The sequence below is a fragment of the Sphingopyxis sp. C-1 genome, assembly GCF_001047015.1.
Classification (GTDB): Bacteria; Pseudomonadota; Alphaproteobacteria; order Sphingomonadales; family Sphingomonadaceae; genus Sphingopyxis.
Map to the genome: position 1 here is coordinate 2637667 of NZ_BBRO01000001.1, position 18315 is coordinate 2655981.

Below are 18315 nucleotides of genomic sequence, written 5' to 3' on the forward strand. Positions count from 1 at the left end.
TACGTCCTGAAAAACGAACGTGCGTTAAATCAGCCCCGCCAGCGGGCTCGACGGATCGGCATATTTGCGCAGGCCCATACGCCCGGCCAGATAGGCATCGCGCCCCGCCTCGACCGCCAGTTTCATCGCGCGCGCCATGCGCACGGGGTCCTTCGCTTCGGCGATCGCCGTGTTCATCAGCACCCCGTCGCAGCCGAGTTCCATCGCCACCGCAGCATCGCTTGCCGTGCCAACGCCGGCATCGACGAGCACCGGCACCGAAGCGCCCTCGACGATCAGCCGGATCGTGACGCGGTTCTGAATGCCCAGCCCCGATCCGATCGGCGCGCCCAGTGGCATGATCGCAACCGCGCCCGCATCTTCGAGCTGCTTCGCGGCGATCGGATCGTCGACGCAATAGACCATCGGCAGGAAGCCCTCTTTCGCGAGCACTTCGGTCGCCTCCAGCGTCTCGCGCATGTTCGGATAGAGCGTCTTTGCTTCGCCGAGCACTTCGAGCTTCACAAGATCCCAGCCGCCCGCCTCGCGCGCGAGGCGCAAGGTGCGGATCGCGTCGTCAGCGTTGAAGCAGCCCGCGGTGTTGGGAAGATAGGTGATCTTCTTCGGGTCGATATAGTCCGTCAGCATCGGCGCGGACGGGTCCGACACATTGACGCGGCGCACCGCCACGGTGACGATTTGTGCCCCCGACGCTTCGACCGCCGCGGCATTCTGTTCGAAATCCCTATATTTGCCCGTGCCGACGATCAGCCGCGACGTGAACGTCCGGCCGGCGACACTCCACTGATCCGCTGACAACTCAACCGCCTCCTACGAAATGAACGATTTCCAGTGCGTCGCCCTCTGCGAGCGCCACGTCGGCCAGCGTCGAGCGCGGCACGATCTCGCGGTTACGCTCGACCGCGACCTTCTTGACGTCGAGGCCAAGCGACGCGACGAGGTCGGCGATGCTGCCTTCGCGCACCTGCCGGGGTTCGCCATTGAGAATGACCGCGATCACCTGAAATCCGCCTCGCTTTGCCTTTTGCCGAGCAGCCCATATAGGGGGAGCATCCTCCGCCGCAACCGAAAGCCCGCCCCTTGCCCGATCTGCAAACCGTTTATGTCCTCAGCGGCCCGAACCTTAACCTGCTCGGCACGCGCGAGCCGGAAATCTATGGCCACGATACGCTCAATGACATCCACGCTCGGCTCGAAGCGCAGGCGGCCGATCTTGGCTTGCGCGTCGAATGTCGCCAAACGAACCATGAGGGCGTGCTGATCGACTGGCTGCACGAAGCATATGTTTCGGGGGCCAAGGCCGTATTGCTCAACGCTGGCGGCTATACGCACACCTCGATCGCGATCCACGACGCGATCAAGTCGATCAGGGTGCCGGTGATCGAGGTCCATCTGTCGGACCCGATGAAGCGTGAAGAATTCCGGCATTTAAGCTATGTAGGTATGGCGGCCGCGGCGCATTTTGCGGGACATGGCGCGAACAGCTATACGCTGGCGCTGGACGCCGCCGCCCGTCTCTGACAATAGGGCGCATCAAAAACGGGGTCTGAGCGTCCTTCTGAATGGACGTCGCAACAAACAGGAAAAACACTCATGGGTGACCATAAAGACAATGGCATCAACATCGATCCGGCATTCGTCCGCGCACTGGCGGAATTGCTCGACGATACGCAGCTTTCGGAAATCGAGGTCGAGGATGGCGACCGCAAGGTTCGCGTCGCCCGCACGCTGACCGCCGCCGCGGCGCCCATCGCGTATGCACCCGCCCCCGTAGCGGCGCCCGCTGCTGCGGCACCTGCTGCTGCACCCGCAGCGGCCGCCCCTGCCGCGGACAATTTCGCCGACGCGGTGAAGTCGCCGATGGTCGGCACCGTCTATCTCGCACCCGAACCCAGCGCACCGAACTTTGCCGCCGTCGGTTCGGCGGTGAATGCCGGCGACACGATCCTGATCATCGAAGCGATGAAGGTCATGAACCCGATCACGGCAACCACGTCGGGCACGCTCAAGGCGGTGCATGTAGAGAACAGCCAGCCGGTCGAATTCGACCAGCCGCTGTTCACCATCGGGTAAATCCAACCCATGGGCATTGAAAAGCTTCTGATCGCCAACCGCGGCGAGATTGCGCTGCGCATCCACCGCGCGTGCCATGAAATGGGCATCAAGACCGTCGCGGTCCACTCGACCGCCGACACCGACGCGATGCACGTCCGCCTTGCCGACGAAGCCGTGTGCATCGGCCCGCCCGCGGCGAAGGACAGCTATCTCAATATTCCGGCGATCATCTCGGCGGCCGAAATCACCGGCGCCGACGCGATCCACCCCGGCTATGGCTTCCTCTCCGAAAACGAGCGCTTTGCCGAAATCATCGAAGCGCACGACATGATCTTTGTCGGCCCCAAGCCCGAGCATATCCGCACGATGGGCGACAAGGTCGAGGCAAAGCGCACCGCGGTGGCGCTCGGCCTGCCGGTCGTTCCGGGTTCGCCCGGCGCGGTAACCTTCGGCGAAGAAACGAAACGGCTGGCGAAGGAAATCGGCTATCCGGTGCTGATCAAGGCCGCTTCGGGCGGCGGCGGGCGCGGCATGAAGGTCGTTCCCGACAAAGACAGCCTCGAAAGCCTGATGGGTCAGGCGTCGAGCGAGGCGGCGGCAGCCTTCGGCGATCCGACCGTCTATATTGAAAAATATCTCGGCAACCCGCGCCACATCGAATTTCAGGTGTTCGGCGACGGCCGGGGCACAGCGATCCATTTGGGCGAGCGCGACTGCTCGCTACAGCGCCGGCACCAGAAAGTGCTCGAAGAAGCGCCCTCGCCGATCATCTCGGCCGAGGAGCGCGCGCGCATGGGCGGCATCTGCGCCGATGCGATGGCGAAAATGGGCTATCGCGGCGCCGGAACGATCGAGTTCCTGTGGGAAAATGGCGAGTTCTTCTTTATCGAGATGAACACGCGCATCCAGGTCGAGCATCCGGTGACCGAAATGATCACCGGCTTCGACCTCGTCCGCGAACAGATCCGCATCGCCGGCGGCGCGGGGTTGTCGGTCAAACAGGAAGACCTCGAATTCCGCGGCCATTCGATGGAATGCCGCATCAATGCCGAGGATCCGCGCACCTTCCTGCCCTCGCCGGGCAAGGTCACGAACTATCACGCCGCGGGCGGCATGCATGTTCGCGTCGATAGCGGGCTCTACGCCGGCTATTCGATCCCGCCCTATTACGACAGCATGATCGGCAAGCTGATCGTCTATGGCCGCACGCGCGAAAGCTGCATGATGCGGATGCGCCGTGCGCTCGAGGAGATGGTGATCGGCGGCGTCAAGACGAACATCCCGCTTCATCAGGCGCTGCTCGCCGACCCCGACGTCATCCATGGGGACTATACGATCAAGTGGCTCGAGGAATGGCTCGCGCGGCAGAATGAAGAGGCGAAGGCCTGAGCCTTCGCCTCCTGTTTTCGTCATGCCGGTGACGAGGTTGCAGATGAGACGGGCTGTGCCGCAGCTCACTTTAACTGTTGGCCGTTTTTGGCTATGGCCTTTGACTATGGCCAAAAACGCTCCCTTTTCCGTGCGTCACACCGCGACGCTTCTCCTCCCGCTGAGCCTGCTCGCGGCTCCTGTTCTCGCGCAGGAGGTCAAGGAGGATTCGGTGATCCTCCAGCCCGACAAGGTCAAGGATGACGCCCCCGTCGTCGCGGTCCAGATCGAGATGCCCAACTGGTCGGAGGAAAATGCGACCGCGCTCCTCAGCTTTATCGAGAAGGTCGGCGACGAAGGTCTGTTCGCAAAGGATTACAACCCCGACGGTCTTGCCGCCGCGATCCTCGGCAACGATCAGGCAAAGCTCGACAAGACCGCGACCGACAGCTTCCTGCTGCTTGCGACGCATCTGCGCGACGGACGCACGCCCAATGCGGCGCGCAAGCAGTGGTTCATGGTCGACAGCGACGGCGACAGCGAGCCCCTGCTCTCGCTGCTGACCGCGGCGCTCGGTGCTGGGACGGTGAAAGAGACGCTCGCGACGCTCGACCCCGTGCATCCCGATTTCGCGGTGCTCAAGACGTCGCTTAAAAAGGCAAAGACAACCGCGGAAGCCAATGCGATCCGCGTCAACATGGAGCGCTGGCGCTGGATGCCGCGCGCGCTCGGCGAACGCTATGTCGTCAGCAACGTCCCCGAATATCTGACCCGCGTCGTCCACGGCGGCACGATCATCGCGACGCACAAGGCCGTGGTCGGCAAGTCGGCGACCCCGACGCCGCAGCTCAATCCGATGGCGACCGGCATCATCGTCAACCCGACCTGGACGCTGCCGCGCAGCATCATCAACGAAGGCATCGGCGCGACGATCGCGCGCAATCCCGGCTCGGCGCGTGCACAGGGTTATACCTGGACGGGCAGCGGCAAGACGCTGTCGGTCGTCCAGCAGCCCGGCGCGAACAATGCGCTGGGGGTGATGAAGATGGAGATGCTCAATCCACATGCCATCTATCTTCACGACACGCCTTCGAAGGGCGCCTTCGCCGCCGCCGCGCGCGCGTTCAGCCACGGCTGCATCCGCACCGAGCGCGCGCTGCACTTCTCGGGCCTGATGGCGGTGATGTTTGCGGGCAAGAGCCCCGAGGAATTCGGCGAGGCGATCGCGAGCGGCAAGACGACGCGCTTCGGCTTCGACAACCCCTTCCCCGTCTATGTCGCATATTGGACCGTCATCCCCGACGGCAAAGGCGGCGTGAAGAAACTCGCCGACATCTATGGCCGCGACGCGCCCGTGGTCGCGAGCTTCGCCCAGGCCGGCCGCCCGACCGCCACGATCATCGCGCCCAAGCCGCCCGAGGTCGTGCCAACGGTCACGACCGCGCGCGCGACGACGCCGGGGACAAGCGGGATTTATTGAATGATATCCGGTTTCGACCGGGAGCCGCCCGATCTTTCGACGTCACCCCGGACTTGATCCGGGGTCCCGCTTGAGGTCGAAGCCAGTGGGTGCGTCAAAAAAGCGGGATCCCGGGTCAAGCCCGGGATGACGGAAGGTGGGTGACGGAACATCCGCTCCCCACCCCAAGCCGTCTTTTGCCGCTTAGTCCGCCGTCTTCGGCAACGGCCCGTTGACCGAGCTCGCGCGGCGCAAATTCTCCATGCCCGGCAGCGGATCGGCCGGCGGCAGTTCGAACGGCTTCGGCATCGGCGGCGGCTCGCTCAGCCGGTCGGCGAACAGCAACCGTCCTGGCCCAAGCTTGTAGAGGATCATCGGCAACAGCTCTTCGCCGAACACGAAACAGCCTTCGCTGCGCCCAAGCTTGCCCTGCGTCGCGATCAGCGCCGGATCGGCATACCAGGCACCATGGACGACAATCGCGCGCTGGTCGGCGGTATAATTGTCGGGTTCCAGCCCCGCCAGCCGCATCGACGATCCATTGGCACCCCAATAATAGTCGCTCGTGCGATAAGCGCCGCGCGAGGTCGCAAGGCTGCCCATGCGGTTCGAGAAATTCTTGAGCCAGCCATCGTGCTGCGGGTCCGAGCCGCGACCATGCGTCACCGGGAACATCTCGACCTTGCCCGCGACCATGTCGACCAGCGCAAAGCGCGGCCGCGATGACGGCAGGCCGAAATCGACGACGCCGACGCGATCCGATTGCGGAATATTGCGCCCCTGCATCGCCAACTGCTTCTTTGCGACGGCGACATAATCGACCGGCGGCGGCAAAGGCGCCACCGGCTGCTGAATCCAGTTGGGCAATTGGGCACGCGCAGAGGTAGCGGCCAGCGCCCCCGCTCCAGCGATCCCGGCCAGCAACGCCCTTCGATCGATCAATTCATTCACTTGAGCAACAACCCCGCATCGGCCGCCCTTTGACGGTCCCTACGATCCTGCATGTCGTATTCGGGCCGCGAAAGGCAAGCTGGTGGTTCCCCTTCATGCGGGAAGATGTGCCATATATGCCATGAATAGCGGGTTTACGCTGCTGTAAGCTCTCGTTAGGGCGGGATCATGAACGCGACCATCTGGCACAACCCCGCTTGCGGCACTTCGCGCAAGACGCTGGCGATCCTTCAGGAAACCCCCGGCGTCGAACTGACCATTATCGAATATCTCAAGAATCCGTACAGCGCCGACAAGCTGCGCCAGCTCTTCGCGGATGCCGGCATCACGGCGCGCGACGCGCTCCGCCTGCGCGGCACGGACGCCGAAGAACGCGGCCTCAAGGATGCGAGCGGGGACGAAATCGTCGCCGCGATGGCCACTAACCCCGCCTATGTCGAACGCCCGATCGTCGAAACCGACAAAGGCGTAAGGCTTTGCCGTCCGCAGGACCGGGTGCACGAGATTCTCTGACGCCGACGCCACGCCCTCGACGGGCTCTCTATCGAAAATCTCCTCGCGGCGTGCGGCGACGATTAGTCGAGCCGTCCGACGCGGCGCTCTGCTCGATGCCCTCGCCAAAAGCGAACAAGTTCTAGCTTAGCCGAATCTCAAGCGATGGCGCCCTAAGCGCTGCCGCCGCTCCACAAATGTGCTTTGGGTTAAGCAGGACGTTTGCAGCACAGCCTGAGAGCGAGGCCAGCAAACGCGTCGCAAGCAGCCCCTGGCTGCGTTCGCGTCGCGTTAGAAAAGACATTTTCTATTTCAAACATGTGAATGGCCGCGCGCGACGTGCGTCTTACCCTTTGGGCGATTTTTGTGCGGGCGTTTGTCCGCCTCCCAAATTGCGCCCGGCAAATAAAAAAAGGGGACTTCGTAGTGAAGCAAATTCAACGTTCGAAATTAACTCTGAGCGCTGCACCGCTGGTGCTGGGGATCGCTCTCGTCTCGGCGCCTGCCTTCGCGCAGGATGCGGCCGAGGAAGGCGCGTCGGCAGAACAGTCCGACATCGTCGTCACCGGCTCGCGCATCGCGCGCCCTGACCTTGAAGTCACCAGCCCGGTCACGGTGGTGGGCGCCGAAGAGATCACCGCGCGTCAGCCGAACGCTGCCGAAGACCTGCTGCGCGACCTGCCGGCGGTTCGGCCTGCACTTGGCCCGGGCGTGAACAACGGTGGGGACGGTTCGGCCAGCGTCAACCTGCGCGGTCTCGGCGACAACCGTACGCTCGTCATCCTCGACGGCCGCCGCATCGTTCCTTTCGGTCTCGACGGCAGCGTCGACCTTAACGTGATCCCGACCGGCCTGGTCGAACGCGTCGACATCGTGACCGGCGGTGCTTCATCGGTGTACGGCGCGGACGCCGTCGCGGGCATCGTGAACTTCATCACGCGCCGCAATTTCTCGGGCGTCGATCTCAGCGCCAACTATCGCATTTCCGAACGCGGCGATGCCACCCAGTATCGCGCGGACCTGTTGATCGGCGGCAATTTAGAGGACGGCCGCGGCAACGTGGTGCTTGGCCTTGGCTACAGCAACCGCAACCCGCTCCTCGCGACGAGCCGCAAGATCGCCAAAGTCCCGATCAGCTCGGCGAACGGGCTGTACAATGGTTCGACCGGCGCTGTCCCCGCGATCTTCCAATCAGGGCTTCAGTCGGCAACCAACCCGAATGGACTGCCGACGGCGGGCTTTGGTGCGGTAATCGATCCGACGACCGGCTCGTTCCGCGCTGCGACGCAGAACGATCTGTTCAACACCAACCTCGGCACCTATTTCATGACCCCGCTGGAACGGTTCAACGTTTATGCTGCGGGTCGGTATGAGGTCACCGACAATATCGAGGTCTATTCATCCGCAATGTTCACGCGGAACAAGGCGACGCTGGCGCTGGCCTCTTCGGGCACGTTCGGGAACCCCTTTAACCTGCCGCTCAACAACCCCTACCTGCCCGCCGGCGCACGCGCGCAGCTATGCGCTGCCAACGGCATCTCGGTCGCGGACTGCGGTACCGCCGCTGCGATGACGACCGGCACGGCACAGACGGTCCGTGTCGTGCCGTCGCGTCGCCTTGCCGAATACGGCCCACGCGCCAATCCGATCGAATCGAACATGTTCCAGGTGCAGACCGGGCTTCGCGGCGACATCACCGACAGCATCAAATTCGATGTTTCGGCACAATATGGCGAAACCAGCCAGAACCAGCAGCGTCTCAACTGGGGTTCGTCGAGCAAGGTCCAGCAGGCATTGCTTGCCTATGACAGCAACGGCACCGCTCCTGGTGGTCTCGTTTGCTCGAACACGGCGAACGGGTGCGTTCCGCTGAACCTGTTCGGTCCCGACGGCTCGATCACGGCAGATCAGATCGCGTTTATCGATCTCGACGCGCAGATCCGCCGCCTGGTCCAGCAGGGCGTCGTTACCGCCAGCATCTCGGGCGATCTGTTCGGCCTGACCAGCCCGTTCGCCTCGTCGCCGATCGCATTCTCGATCGGTGCCGAATATCGCAAGCTGAAGGCCAAGGCGACTCCCGACGCGCCGTCGCGGATCCAGGGCGAAGTGCTCGGCACCGGCGCACGTACGCCGCCCGACATCGGCCAATATGATGTAAAGGAAATCTTCGGCGAAATCATCATTCCGCTGATCGAAGACAGCTTCATTCACAAGGCGACGATCGAAGCGGGTATCCGCTATTCGGATTATTCGACCACCGGCACCAGCACGACCTGGAAGGCCGGCGGCACGATCGAGCCGATCGAAGGCATCAAGTTCCGCGGCATGTATCAGGTGGCGGTGCGCTCGCCCAACATCCTGGAATTGTATCAGTCGCCGGTACAGGGCCTGAGCAATCTCACGAGCGATGTGTGCGCAGGCGCGGCACCGACTGCTCCGCGCAATCTCTGCGAAGCGACAGGAGCTCCGACGGGAACCTATGGCGGCATTTCTCAGCCGTCGTCGGGTCAGATCAACGTCACGACTTCGGGCAACCCGAACCTCGACGTCGAACGCGCCAAGACCTATACGCTGGGTCTCGTATTCCAGCCGACGTTCGTGCCGCGCTTCTCGATCACGCTTGATTATTTCAACATCAAGATCAACGATCTGATCAGCGCGCCGTCGCAGAACGACATTCTGGACGGTTGCTACTCGACGGCGCTTAACCCGGCGCGGACTCCCAACGCATTCTGCGCGCTTATCTCGCGCAACCCGCTGACGGGCAGCCTGAACGGGGCGGGCGAAACCCCGGGCGTGAAGCTGGCAAGCTCGAACCTCGGTAAACTGACAACCGCCGGCGTCGACCTGGGCATGAACTATACCCTGCCGCTCGACGAGGTGTTCGGATCGGGCAATGGCAAGCTCCGGTTCGGGTTCAACGCAACCTGGCTCGACTATTATCGCAGCCAGGCGACGCCGAACTCGATCAATCGTGAATGCGCGGGCTATTACAGCACGAGTTGCACCAACCCACGTCCCGAGTGGAAATGGAACAGCCGCATCGGCTATAGCGACGGACCGATCGACGTGTCGCTGATGTGGAACCATGTCAGTTCGGTTCAGCTTGAGCGGGAGCGTCCGGCGGGTACGCCGCTCAACACTCCAGCACCGGGCGGTTTGAAACCGTTCTGCACTATCCGCAACGCGATGGGCATTTGCCAGGATGGCATCCTGCCCGCCTTCCGCCAGATCGATGCCTATGACTATTTCGATCTGTCGGTGCGTTTCGACGTCAACGACAATTTCGAACTGGGCTTCCTCGTTGAAAATCTGTTCGACAAAAAGCCGCCGCTCGTCGGTGCCGGCGTCGCAGGTACGGCATTCAACAATGGGAACACCATGCCGACCACCTATGACGTGATCGGCAGGTCTTACACCGTTTCGGCCAAACTCGCCTTCTGATCGAAAGCGAACCGAACAAGTTGGGGGGCGGGCGAAAGCTCGCCCCTCTTCTTTTGCTCCAAGCTCCAGTTAGGTTTCACCGCGTTGGCGTGCGCCGGTGCGGTATTTGATACTGGCGAACCTCAGTTCACGTAAGCGGTATCGCGAGCGTACTGCCCGCCTTTACCCGGTCGAGCGCGACCAGCGTCCGGAAATTGCCGACCAGGTCGCTTTCGGAGAATATCCGGCGGGTCAGCGCTTCATATTCGCGCATGTCGCGGCAGATGATGACCAGAACGAAGCTCACGCCGCCGGTGGCATAATAGACCTGCTGCACGCCCGGCTCGCCCGCGAATAGCGCTTTGGCCTTGTCGACGGTCGCGGCTCGCTCGTCGCGCAAATGCACTTCGACGATCGCGGTGATTGCCAGCGAAAGCGCATCGGGCGAAACCACCGCCACATTGCACTCAATCACGCCCGCCGCTTCCATCGCCGCGATCCGGCGCTGCACCGCCGCGGCTGACAGATTCACGGCCTCGGCGATCCGGCGCTGCGGTGTCTTGTTGTCGTGCTGGATGATGCGAAGAATCGCACGATCGAAATCATCGATTCCCCGACCCGCACGAGTGGATGATCCGGCCACCGCTATCTCTCCGAGCCATTGTTGCAATTGGGCGCCCGATATTGCGCGCACGCCCCGCCTAAACGAGATTATTCATCGTCGCCATGATGGATATGCGATCGACCTCGACCCAACAAGCCGCCGTGACCGGCGTTGCTGCGGCCCTCCTGTCCCAGATTTCGATGAATGTCGGGGCCGGCTTCGCCAAGCAACTATTCCCCCTCATCGGCGCCTATGGCGTGACATCGCTTCGCATCAGCCTCGCGGCGGCGATGCTCCTCCTGCTGTATCGCCCCTGGCGCAAACCGATCGCGCGCGGCGCAATCCCCGCGCTGATCGTCTATGGGTCGATGCTGGGCATCATGAACTTGTCCTATTATCAGGCGCTGGCCCGGATTCCGATCGGGATCGCCACCGGTATCGAGGTGATGGGGCCGCTCGCGGTCGTGCTTCTCGCGTCGCGCCGTCCGCAGGATTTCCTGTGGCTCGCGCTAGCCGTTCTGGGGCTCGTCCTGCTGCTGCCGCTTCGCCACAATGACGGGCTGGATCCCGTCGGGATCGCCTTCGCCTTTGGCGCCGCTGCCTGCTGGGCCTTTTACATCGTCTTCGGAAAGCGCGTTTCCGGCACGCTGGGCAGCAACGCCGCGCCGTGGGGCATGCTCGTCGCGGCGATGCTGAGCTTGCCGATCGGGCTTGCCACGACGGGCGCCGCGCTATTCTCTCCGGGCTTCCTGCTGATCGGTGCGGGTATCGCCCTCTTGTCGAGCGCCATCCCCTATTCGTTGGAGATGGAAGCGATGCGCCGGCTGCCCGCGCATGTGTTCGGCATGCTGCTTGGCGCCTCGCCCGCAGTCGGAGCGCTCGTCGGTTATGTCATCCTCGACGAGCTTTTGACGCCGCTTCAATGGCTCGCCATCTGCTGCATCATCGTGTCGTCGGTCGGCAGCTCGCTCGCGGCGTCGCGGCCGCCCGCCGCGACCGAAGCCTGAACGGCCCGGGTATCAGCCCGCAGCGATGCGCCCGCCCGCAATCCGGAACCGCGTGACCGGCCCCGGCATGTCGTCGAACAGCGCCGCCTCGGTTCCCGTCAGCCAGGCCTGCCCGCCCTGCCCCGCAAGCCGCTCATAAAGCGCGCCGCGCCGCAGCGGGTCGAGGTGCGCCGCCACTTCGTCGAGAAGCAGCACCGGACGCTGTCCGCGCAACCGCGCGACGCAGTCGCTGTGCGCGAGGACGAGCGAGAGCAGCATGGCTTTCTGCTCACCGGTCGAACAGCGCGCCGCCGCGCGGCCCGTCACCGCATGGACAGCCGACAGATCGTCGCGGTGCGGCCCCGCGGTCGCGCGTCCCGCCGCGGCGTCGATCCGTCGCCGGGATGCGAACAGCGCCTTCAGCGCCTCGACTTCGTGCGGGCCCTCGCGCACCGCCCCGTCGCTGTCGACCAGCGTCAACAATGGCCGAGCGAACGGCGCATCGGGCTGCTCCGCCAGTTCCGCCGCCAGCCCGGCCAACATATGCTGACGAGCCCTATCCATCGCCGCGCCATGCTCGGCAAGCTGGGCCTCCAGGCTCGTCAGCCATTGCTGATCGGCGCTACCAAGGTCGGCGAGCAGTTTCCCGCGTGCGCGCAGCGCCGCATCATAACGATTGCTGTGCTGCGCGTGCCGTGGGTCGAGCGCGAGCACGAGGCGATCGAGGAAGCGCCGCCGGTTGCCCGCGGTCTCGACAAATAATCGGTCCATCGCGGGGGTCAGCCACAATACCGCCAGCCAGTCGCTGAGCGCGGTCGCCGCGGCGGTCGCGCCGTTGATGCGCACGATCCGCCGGCCGGGCTGCGCTGCCTCGATCCCCGTTCCCAGCGCCACCGGCGCCAGGTCGGCCCCGGCCTGAACTTCCGCGAAAACCGCAAAGCCGCCACTCGCGCCGTCGCGCACCATGTCCGACAAGGCCGCACGGCGCAGCCCACGCCCGGGCGCGAGCAGCGAGATCGCCTCCAATATATTGGTTTTGCCCGCGCCATTGTCGCCGTGCAGCGCGACGAGCCCCGCAGCCGCCGCGATGTCCGCGCCGGCATGATTGCGAAAATCGGTCAGCGAAAGGCGGGTCAGCGTCATCTGCCTGTCCGCCTACCCCAGCCCCTCGCGCGATTCCAGCCCAACACCAACATGGGTTCCATTGAATATTTTCCGACTATCGGTGATTTTCCCCATCTTAGCGCATTTTTCGCGACGAAATAATCTGTCGCAATCCAAAAAACCGCAGTTAACTGCCGATGAATGAAATTGGCACGGTCCCTGCAATAGTGTCGGCATCCACCGGATGGCCCGGATGGAAGGTTCAAGGAAGGATAAAATCATGGCCCATTTCAATATCGACTCGTTCAAGAGCTACGCAGTTGCCGCCGTTGCATCGCTTTACTGCTCGATGATGTTCCTCGCCGCTGTTGGCCCGAATGCTGCACATTTCGGTGGGCTGGTCGCCTGACCAGCCCCCACAGCCAACCAATAACGCCGGCCTGATCGCCGGGATGGAAAGGAAAGAAATGAAACAGGGTTTTCGCAAGAATCGTCGCGACGGGATGATCTTCGGCGTGTGCGCCGGAATGTCGGACCAGTTCGGCATCGACGTCTTGTGGACGCGCGTCGGCTTTGTCGCCCTGACGCTTCTGGGCTTCGGCCTGCCTCTGCTGCTGTACTTGGCCGTCGCGATCCTCGCGCCTTAAGGACAGCTAAGGGCCGGCCGCTTTCGAAGCGCAGTCGCACCGGCCCGCACATTCCCAGGACCAAGGGCTCACCGGCCGGACCGGTGGGCCCTTTTCTATTTGGGCCGCACCGAGAAACGATAGGGGATATAGAGGAACACCTCGGTCGCGCTCGCCTGAGCCCAGATAAGCTGTTCGTTCAGCCCCCCGACCTCGACACCATAGTCGGCTCCAAACGCCCCCGCGGTCTTGAGCGCTTCCGCGGCTACCAGCTTGATGATTTCGGGACGATATTGGTCGGGGTTGATGATTGTCAGCGTGATGCCGCCGCGCCGTTCCATCAACGCCCGTCCCTCGGCAGGCACCGCCTTGATGAAATTGTCGATCCGCGACTGCGCGCTACCGACCGACCCCGCAAGCTTCGCCTTCACGAACACCGATATCTCGCTGGTGTCGGGGCGGCCGCCGCCCGAAAAAACGAGGTCCCGATAATTGGCGGCGGTCACCTTTGTCAGCTCGAACTCACCGGTGACCAGTTCGACCCCCGCAGCATCGGCGCGGCGGATTGCAGCTTCGATCATCGCGTGAATCTCGCGCTTGCGGACCGCTTCGTCGCGCGAATCCGAGGTGAATTTCACCGGCTGGATCGCGCTATCGGCGGGGCGGCGCAACCCGACCACGGTCTGCTCGTCGGACAGATAGTCGGCCGAGGCGCGCTGCCCCGTCACGACCACCTCGCCTTGGATATTGCTGTTGTCCTGCGCCCCGGCCGGCAGCACGCCGGCCAGCAGCGCCGCGCCGAACAAATAGACTCGCATCGCCCGTCTCCCTCCCGTTGAAGCAAACAGGCTATCAGCTTGTCGCCAAAGAAAAAGCCCCGCCGGATCGCTCCGGCGGGGCTTATCTGTTCAGGCTGTTACCCGAGTTCGGGAGGGGCTTACGCCTCTTCGTCCTTGATCAGATAATCGCCGGCATCGGCATCGCTGCCGTGGGTTTCGCCTTCGACGGCGCCCAGCGGATCGTCACCGATCGCCGCTTCGGGGCCCTGCGCCAGTTCGGCGGCATGCTCTTCGGCAGCGGTCTTCGGAGCGATCAGATGCTCCTGGTTCGCGGCGCGCATGGAGGCGCGCAGGGCGGCATCCTTGCTCGACGCGGTGACGCGGACACGGTTCATGGCAGCGCCGGTACCCGCCGGGATGAGGCGGCCGACGATGACATTTTCCTTGAGGCCCTGCAGCGAGTCGATCTTGCCCTGCACCGAAGCCTCGGTAAGGACGCGGGTCGTCTCCTGGAACGATGCCGCCGAAACGAAGCTGCGGGTCTGCAGCGACGCCTTGGTGATGCCGAGGAGGACCGGACGGCCTTCCGCAGGGACGCCGTTCTTCGGCAGCTTGGCGTTATACTCCATCATCTCCAGATAATCGAGTTGCTCGCCCGGCAGCAACGTGGTGTCGCCGCCAGCCGTGATCTCGACCTTCTGCAGCATCTGGCGAACGATCACCTCGATGTGCTTGTCGTTGATCTTCACGCCCTGCAGTCGATAGACTTCCTGGATTTCCGCGACCAGATATTCGGCCAGCGCTTCCACGCCCATGACGTCGAGGATGTCGTGCGGGTTCGGCGAGCCCGAAATCAGCGCGTCGCCGCGCTTGACCTGGTCGCCTTCCTGCACTTCGAGGACCTTCGACTTGGGAATGAGATACTCGATCGGATCGCCTTCTTCCGGAACGATCGCGATCTTGCGCTTCGCCTTATAGTCCTTCACGAATTCGATGCGACCGCTGATCTTGGCGATCACCGCATTGTCCTTCGGGATACGCGCTTCGAACAGCTCGGCAACACGCGGCAGACCGCCGGTGATGTCGCGCGTCTTCGACGCTTCGCGGCTGACACGTGCCAGAACGTCGCCCGCCTGCACTTCCTGACCGTCCTCGACCGACAGCATCGTGCCGACCGCGAGCAGATAGCGTGCCGCTTCACCCGACTGATCGTCGAGCAAGGTCAGGCGCGGCTGAAGGTCTTCCTTCTTGGCGCGGCCTGCCGAGCGATATTCGATCACGACGCGCTGGGCGATACCCGTCGCTTCGTCGACCTGTTCGATCAGGGTCTTGGTGTCTTCCAGATCCTGATACTTCACGACGCCCTGCTTTTCGGTGATCAGCGGCATGGTGAACGGATCCCATTCGGCAATCCGGTCGCCCTTCTTCACCTTCTCGCCGTCCTTGTGCATGATCTGCGCACCATAGGGCAGCTTGTGCGTCGCGCGTTCGCGGCCTTCGCTGTCGATGATCGCGATTTCGCCCGAACGCGACAGCGCCAGACGGCGGCCACGCTGGTCGACGATCGTCGCCATGTCGCGATATTCGATCGTACCGTCCGAAATCGCTTCGGCGTTCGACTGTTCGTTGACCTGCGCCGCGCCACCGATGTGGAACGTACGCATCGTCAACTGCGTGCCGGGCTCACCGATCGACTGTGCGGCGATAACGCCGACAGCTTCACCGATGTTGACCGGCGTACCGCGCGCAAGGTCACGGCCATAGCATTTGCCGCAAACGCCCAGCGTCGCTTCGCAGACCAGCGGCGAACGGATCTTGACCGACTGAACCTCGGCATCCTCGATCCGCTGCGTCGTCGCTTCGTCAAGCAGCGTGCCGACGGGCGCGATGATGTTACCGTCCTTGTCGGCCACATCTTCGAGCGTCGTACGGCCAAGGATACGCTCGCCGAGCGAAGCGATCGTCGAACCGCCCTGCACGATCGCGCGCATTTCCATACCGCGTTCGGTGCCGCAATCTTCCTCGATCACGACGCAGTCCTGCGACACGTCGACCAGACGGCGGGTCAGGTAACCCGAGTTCGCCGTCTTGAGCGCCGTATCGGCCAGACCCTTACGCGCACCGTGCGTCGAGTTGAAATACTCGAGAACGGTCAGGCCTTCCTTGAAGTTCGAGATGATCGGCGTTTCGATGATCTCGCCCGAAGGCTTGGCCATCAGGCCGCGCATGCCGGCAAGCTGCTTCATCTGTGCCTGCGAACCACGAGCACCCGAGTGCGCCATCATATAGATGGAGTTGATCGGGGCCAGACGGCCTGTTTTCGGATCCTTCGGCTCGGCACGGATTTCGTCCATCATCGCGTTCGCGACCTTGTCGCCGCACTGCGACCAGGCGTCGATCGCCTTGTTGTACTTTTCCTGCTGCGTGATCAGGCCGTCCTGATACTGCTGCTCGAAATCCTTAACCAGGGCGCGAGTTTCGTTGACCATGCCTTCCTTTGACTCGGGGATGATCATGTCATCCTTGCCGAAGGAAATGCCGGCCTTGAACGCGTTGCGGAAGCCCAGCGCCATGATGGCGTCGGCGAACAGCACGGTCTCTTTCTGGCCGGTGTGACGATAGACCTGATCGATCACGTCGCCGATTTCCTTCTTGGTGAGAAGGCGGTTGACGACGTCGAAGGGCACGGTGTGCGACTTCGGCAGGCATTCGCCGATCAGCATGCGGCCCGGAGTGGTCTCAAAACGCTTGAGATACTCATTGCCCTGCTCGTCGGTCTGCGGGACGCGGCTCACCACCTTGGTGTGCAGCGTGACCGCGCCGGTGAACAGCGCCTGATGCACTTCGGCCATGTCGGCGAGCAACATGCCCTCGCCCGGCTCGCCTTCGCGCTCCATCGAGAGATAATAGAGACCGAGAACCATGTCCTGCGACGGAACGATGATCGGCTTGCCGTTCGCGGGGCTGAGGATGTTGTTGGTCGACATCATCAGCACGCGCGCTTCCAACTGCGCCTCAAGGCTCAGCGGAACGTGAACGGCCATCTGGTCACCGTCGAAGTCGGCGTTGAACGCAGCGCAGACCAGCGGATGAAGCTGGATTGCCTTGCCTTCGATCAGCACGGGTTCGAACGCCTGGATGCCAAGACGGTGAAGCGTCGGAGCGCGGTTCAGCAGGACCGGGTGCTCGCGAATGACTTCGTCGAGGATGTCCCAGACTTCCTTGCGTTCCTTTTCGACCCACTTCTTCGCCTGCTTCAGGGTCATCGACAGACCCTTGGCGTCGAGGCGCGCGTAGATGAACGGCTTGAACAGTTCGAGCGCCATCTTCTTCGGCAGGCCGCACTGATGCAGCTTGAGTTCCGGACCGGTCACGATGACCGAACGGCCCGAATAGTCGACGCGCTTGCCGAGCAGGTTCTGACGGAAGCGGCCCTGCTTGCCCTTCAGCATGTCGGAGAGCGACTTCAGGGGACGCTTGTTGGCGCCCGTGATCGTACGGCCGCGACGGCCGTTGTCGAACAATGCGTCGACGGCTTCCTGAAGCATGCGCTTTTCGTTGCGGACGATGATGTCCGGCGCGCGCAGTTCCATCAGCCTCTTGAGACGATTGTTACGGTTGATCACGCGGCGATACAGATCGTTCAAATCCGACGTCGCGAAGCGGCCGCCGTCGAGCGGCACCAGCGGGCGCAGTTCGGGCGGAATGACCGGCACGACTTCCAGGATCATCCATTCGGGACGGTTGCCCGATTCGATGAAGGATTCCACGACCTTAAGGCGCTTGATGATCTTCTTGGGCTTCAGCTCCGACTTGGTCGTCGCCAGATCTTCCATCAGATCGATGCGTTCCTGCTCCAGGTCGAGATTTTCGAGGAGCACGCGGATCGCCTCGGCGCCGATGCCGGCCGAGAAAGCGTCTTCGCCATATTCGTCCTGCGCATCGAGCAGTTCGTCTTCGGTCAGAAGCTGGAACTTCTCGAGCGGGGTCAGGCCGGGCTCAAGAACGATATAGGCTTCGAAATAGAGGACGCGCTCAAGCTGCTTGAGCTGCATGTCGAGCAACAGGCCGATGCGCGACGGCAGCGACTTCAGGAACCAGATGTGCGCGACCGGCGCGGCCAGCTCGATGTGGCCCATGCGCTCGCGGCGGACCTTGGTCACCGTGACTTCGACACCGCATTTTTCGCAGACGATGCCCTTGTATTTCATGCGCTTATATTTGCCGCAAAGGCATTCATAATCCTTGATCGGGCCAAAGATGCGCGCGCAGAACAGGCCGTCACGTTCGGGCTTGAACGTGCGGTAGTTGATGGTTTCCGGCTTCTTGATCTCGCCGAACGACCACGAGCGGATACGTTCCGGGCTCGCGATGCCGATCTTGATCATGTCGAAGGTTTCGGGCTTCGCGACCGGATTCATGAAGTTGGTAAGCTGGTTCATATTCTAAGCTCCACTCTTCCCCCCTC

14 protein-coding genes and 1 pseudogene are annotated in these 18315 nt (G+C 62.9%); 9 read left to right on the plus strand and 6 right to left on the minus strand.

Translation table 11 applies throughout. The annotated features are described in order from the left end of the window. Positions 1–24: 24 nt before the first annotated feature. Positions 25–1000: pseudogene (gene thiS / locus SC1_RS12450) on the minus strand (sulfur carrier protein ThiS). Positions 1001–1080: 80 nt separating this feature from the next. Between thiS and SC1_RS12460 the strand changes: the two are divergent. The 4 genes from SC1_RS12460 (at position 1081) to SC1_RS12475 (ending at position 4903) form a co-directional block, all read left to right on the plus strand. After that, on the plus strand, positions 1081–1521 hold the full coding sequence (locus tag SC1_RS12460; RefSeq protein WP_193749167.1) for a type II 3-dehydroquinate dehydratase: 441 nt from the start codon (positions 1081–1083) through the stop codon (positions 1519–1521). Positions 1522–1593: 72 nt separating this feature from the next. Further along, positions 1594–2073 (plus strand): acetyl-CoA carboxylase biotin carboxyl carrier protein, encoded by a 480-nt coding sequence (gene accB, locus SC1_RS12465; RefSeq protein ID WP_062182075.1) that lies wholly within the window; start codon positions 1594–1596, stop codon positions 2071–2073. Between the two features lie 9 nt (positions 2074–2082). Next, the gene (gene accC / locus SC1_RS12470; protein ID WP_062182078.1) at positions 2083–3444 is read left to right on the plus strand and encodes an acetyl-CoA carboxylase biotin carboxylase subunit; all 1362 of its coding nucleotides are present in this window, start codon (positions 2083–2085) and stop codon (positions 3442–3444) included. 106 nt (positions 3445–3550) lie between these two features. Further along, complete coding sequence (locus SC1_RS12475) at positions 3551–4903, plus strand: L,D-transpeptidase family protein (RefSeq protein WP_062182082.1); 1353 nt, start codon at positions 3551–3553, stop codon at positions 4901–4903. Positions 4904–5086: 183 nt separating this feature from the next. Here the strand turns inward: SC1_RS12475 and SC1_RS12480 are convergent, their stop codons facing one another. Then, positions 5087–5833 (minus strand): murein L,D-transpeptidase catalytic domain family protein, encoded by a 747-nt coding sequence (locus tag SC1_RS12480; RefSeq protein ID WP_062182085.1) that lies wholly within the window; start codon positions 5831–5833, stop codon positions 5087–5089. 168 nt (positions 5834–6001) lie between these two features. Between SC1_RS12480 and SC1_RS12485 the strand changes: the two genes are divergently transcribed. Both SC1_RS12485 and SC1_RS12490 read left to right on the plus strand, forming a co-directional pair. Next, complete coding sequence (locus SC1_RS12485; RefSeq protein WP_062182089.1) at positions 6002–6346, plus strand: arsenate reductase family protein; 345 nt, start codon at positions 6002–6004, stop codon at positions 6344–6346. Between the two features lie 405 nt (positions 6347–6751). After that, on the plus strand, positions 6752–9769 hold the full coding sequence (locus SC1_RS12490) for a TonB-dependent siderophore receptor (protein WP_238586674.1): 3018 nt from the start codon (positions 6752–6754) through the stop codon (positions 9767–9769). 127 nt (positions 9770–9896) lie between these two features. Here SC1_RS12490 and SC1_RS12495 read toward each other — a convergent pair whose 3' ends face one another. Continuing rightward, positions 9897–10391, minus strand: coding sequence for an Lrp/AsnC family transcriptional regulator (locus tag SC1_RS12495; RefSeq protein WP_062182092.1), 495 nt, complete (start codon positions 10389–10391; stop codon positions 9897–9899). A gap of 86 nt (positions 10392–10477) precedes the next feature. On the opposite strand from SC1_RS12495, the gene SC1_RS12500 reads away from it, so the two are divergent. Beyond that, complete coding sequence (locus SC1_RS12500) at positions 10478–11359, plus strand: DMT family transporter (RefSeq protein WP_083435930.1); 882 nt, start codon at positions 10478–10480, stop codon at positions 11357–11359. A 12-nt stretch (positions 11360–11371) separates the two neighbouring features. On the opposite strand, the gene recF is transcribed toward SC1_RS12500, so the two are convergent. Further along, positions 11372–12481 (minus strand): DNA replication/repair protein RecF, encoded by a 1110-nt coding sequence (gene recF / locus SC1_RS12505; protein WP_062182095.1) that lies wholly within the window; start codon positions 12479–12481, stop codon positions 11372–11374. A gap of 241 nt (positions 12482–12722) precedes the next feature. Between recF and SC1_RS22565 the strand changes: the two genes are divergently transcribed. Together SC1_RS22565 and SC1_RS12510 are read left to right on the plus strand one after the other, a co-directional pair. Further along, on the plus strand, positions 12723–12851 hold the full coding sequence (locus SC1_RS22565; protein ID WP_274520253.1) for a hypothetical protein: 129 nt from the start codon (positions 12723–12725) through the stop codon (positions 12849–12851). Continuing rightward, positions 12820–13089, plus strand: coding sequence for a PspC domain-containing protein (locus SC1_RS12510; RefSeq protein WP_238586675.1), 270 nt, complete (start codon positions 12820–12822; stop codon positions 13087–13089). The genes SC1_RS22565 and SC1_RS12510 overlap by 32 nt, the downstream gene beginning before the upstream one ends. A 95-nt stretch (positions 13090–13184) precedes the next feature. On the opposite strand, the gene SC1_RS12515 is transcribed toward SC1_RS12510, so the two are convergent. After that, complete coding sequence (locus SC1_RS12515) at positions 13185–13886, minus strand: hypothetical protein (RefSeq protein WP_062182097.1); 702 nt, start codon at positions 13884–13886, stop codon at positions 13185–13187. A gap of 119 nt (positions 13887–14005) precedes the next feature. Then, positions 14006–18289 (minus strand): DNA-directed RNA polymerase subunit beta', encoded by a 4284-nt coding sequence (rpoC, locus tag SC1_RS12520; RefSeq protein ID WP_062182100.1) that lies wholly within the window; start codon positions 18287–18289, stop codon positions 14006–14008. Positions 18290–18315: the final 26 nt, after the last annotated feature.

Bases quoted from the DNA above. Each gene is read 5' to 3' on its own strand.
- accC (WP_062182078.1), top strand. From the start codon at position 2,083: ATGGGCATTGAAAAGCTTCTGATCGCCAACCGCGGCGAGATTGCGCTG.
- SC1_RS22565 (WP_274520253.1), top strand. From the start codon at position 12,723: ATGGCCCATTTCAATATCGACTCGTTCAAGAGCTACGCAGTTGCCGCC.
- SC1_RS12485 (WP_062182089.1), top strand. From the start codon at position 6,002: ATGAACGCGACCATCTGGCACAACCCCGCTTGCGGCACTTCGCGCAAG.
- SC1_RS12510 (WP_238586675.1), top strand. From the start codon at position 12,820: ATGCTGCACATTTCGGTGGGCTGGTCGCCTGACCAGCCCCCACAGCCA.
- SC1_RS12515 (WP_062182097.1), bottom strand. From the start codon at position 13,886: ATGCGAGTCTATTTGTTCGGCGCGGCGCTGCTGGCCGGCGTGCTGCCG.
- recF (WP_062182095.1), bottom strand. From the start codon at position 12,481: ATGACGCTGACCCGCCTTTCGCTGACCGATTTTCGCAATCATGCCGGC.
- rpoC (WP_062182100.1), bottom strand. From the start codon at position 18,289: ATGAACCAGCTTACCAACTTCATGAATCCGGTCGCGAAGCCCGAAACC.
- accB (WP_062182075.1), top strand. From the start codon at position 1,594: ATGGGTGACCATAAAGACAATGGCATCAACATCGATCCGGCATTCGTC.
- SC1_RS12500 (WP_083435930.1), top strand. From the start codon at position 10,478: ATGGATATGCGATCGACCTCGACCCAACAAGCCGCCGTGACCGGCGTT.
- SC1_RS12475 (WP_062182082.1), top strand. From the start codon at position 3,551: ATGGCCAAAAACGCTCCCTTTTCCGTGCGTCACACCGCGACGCTTCTC.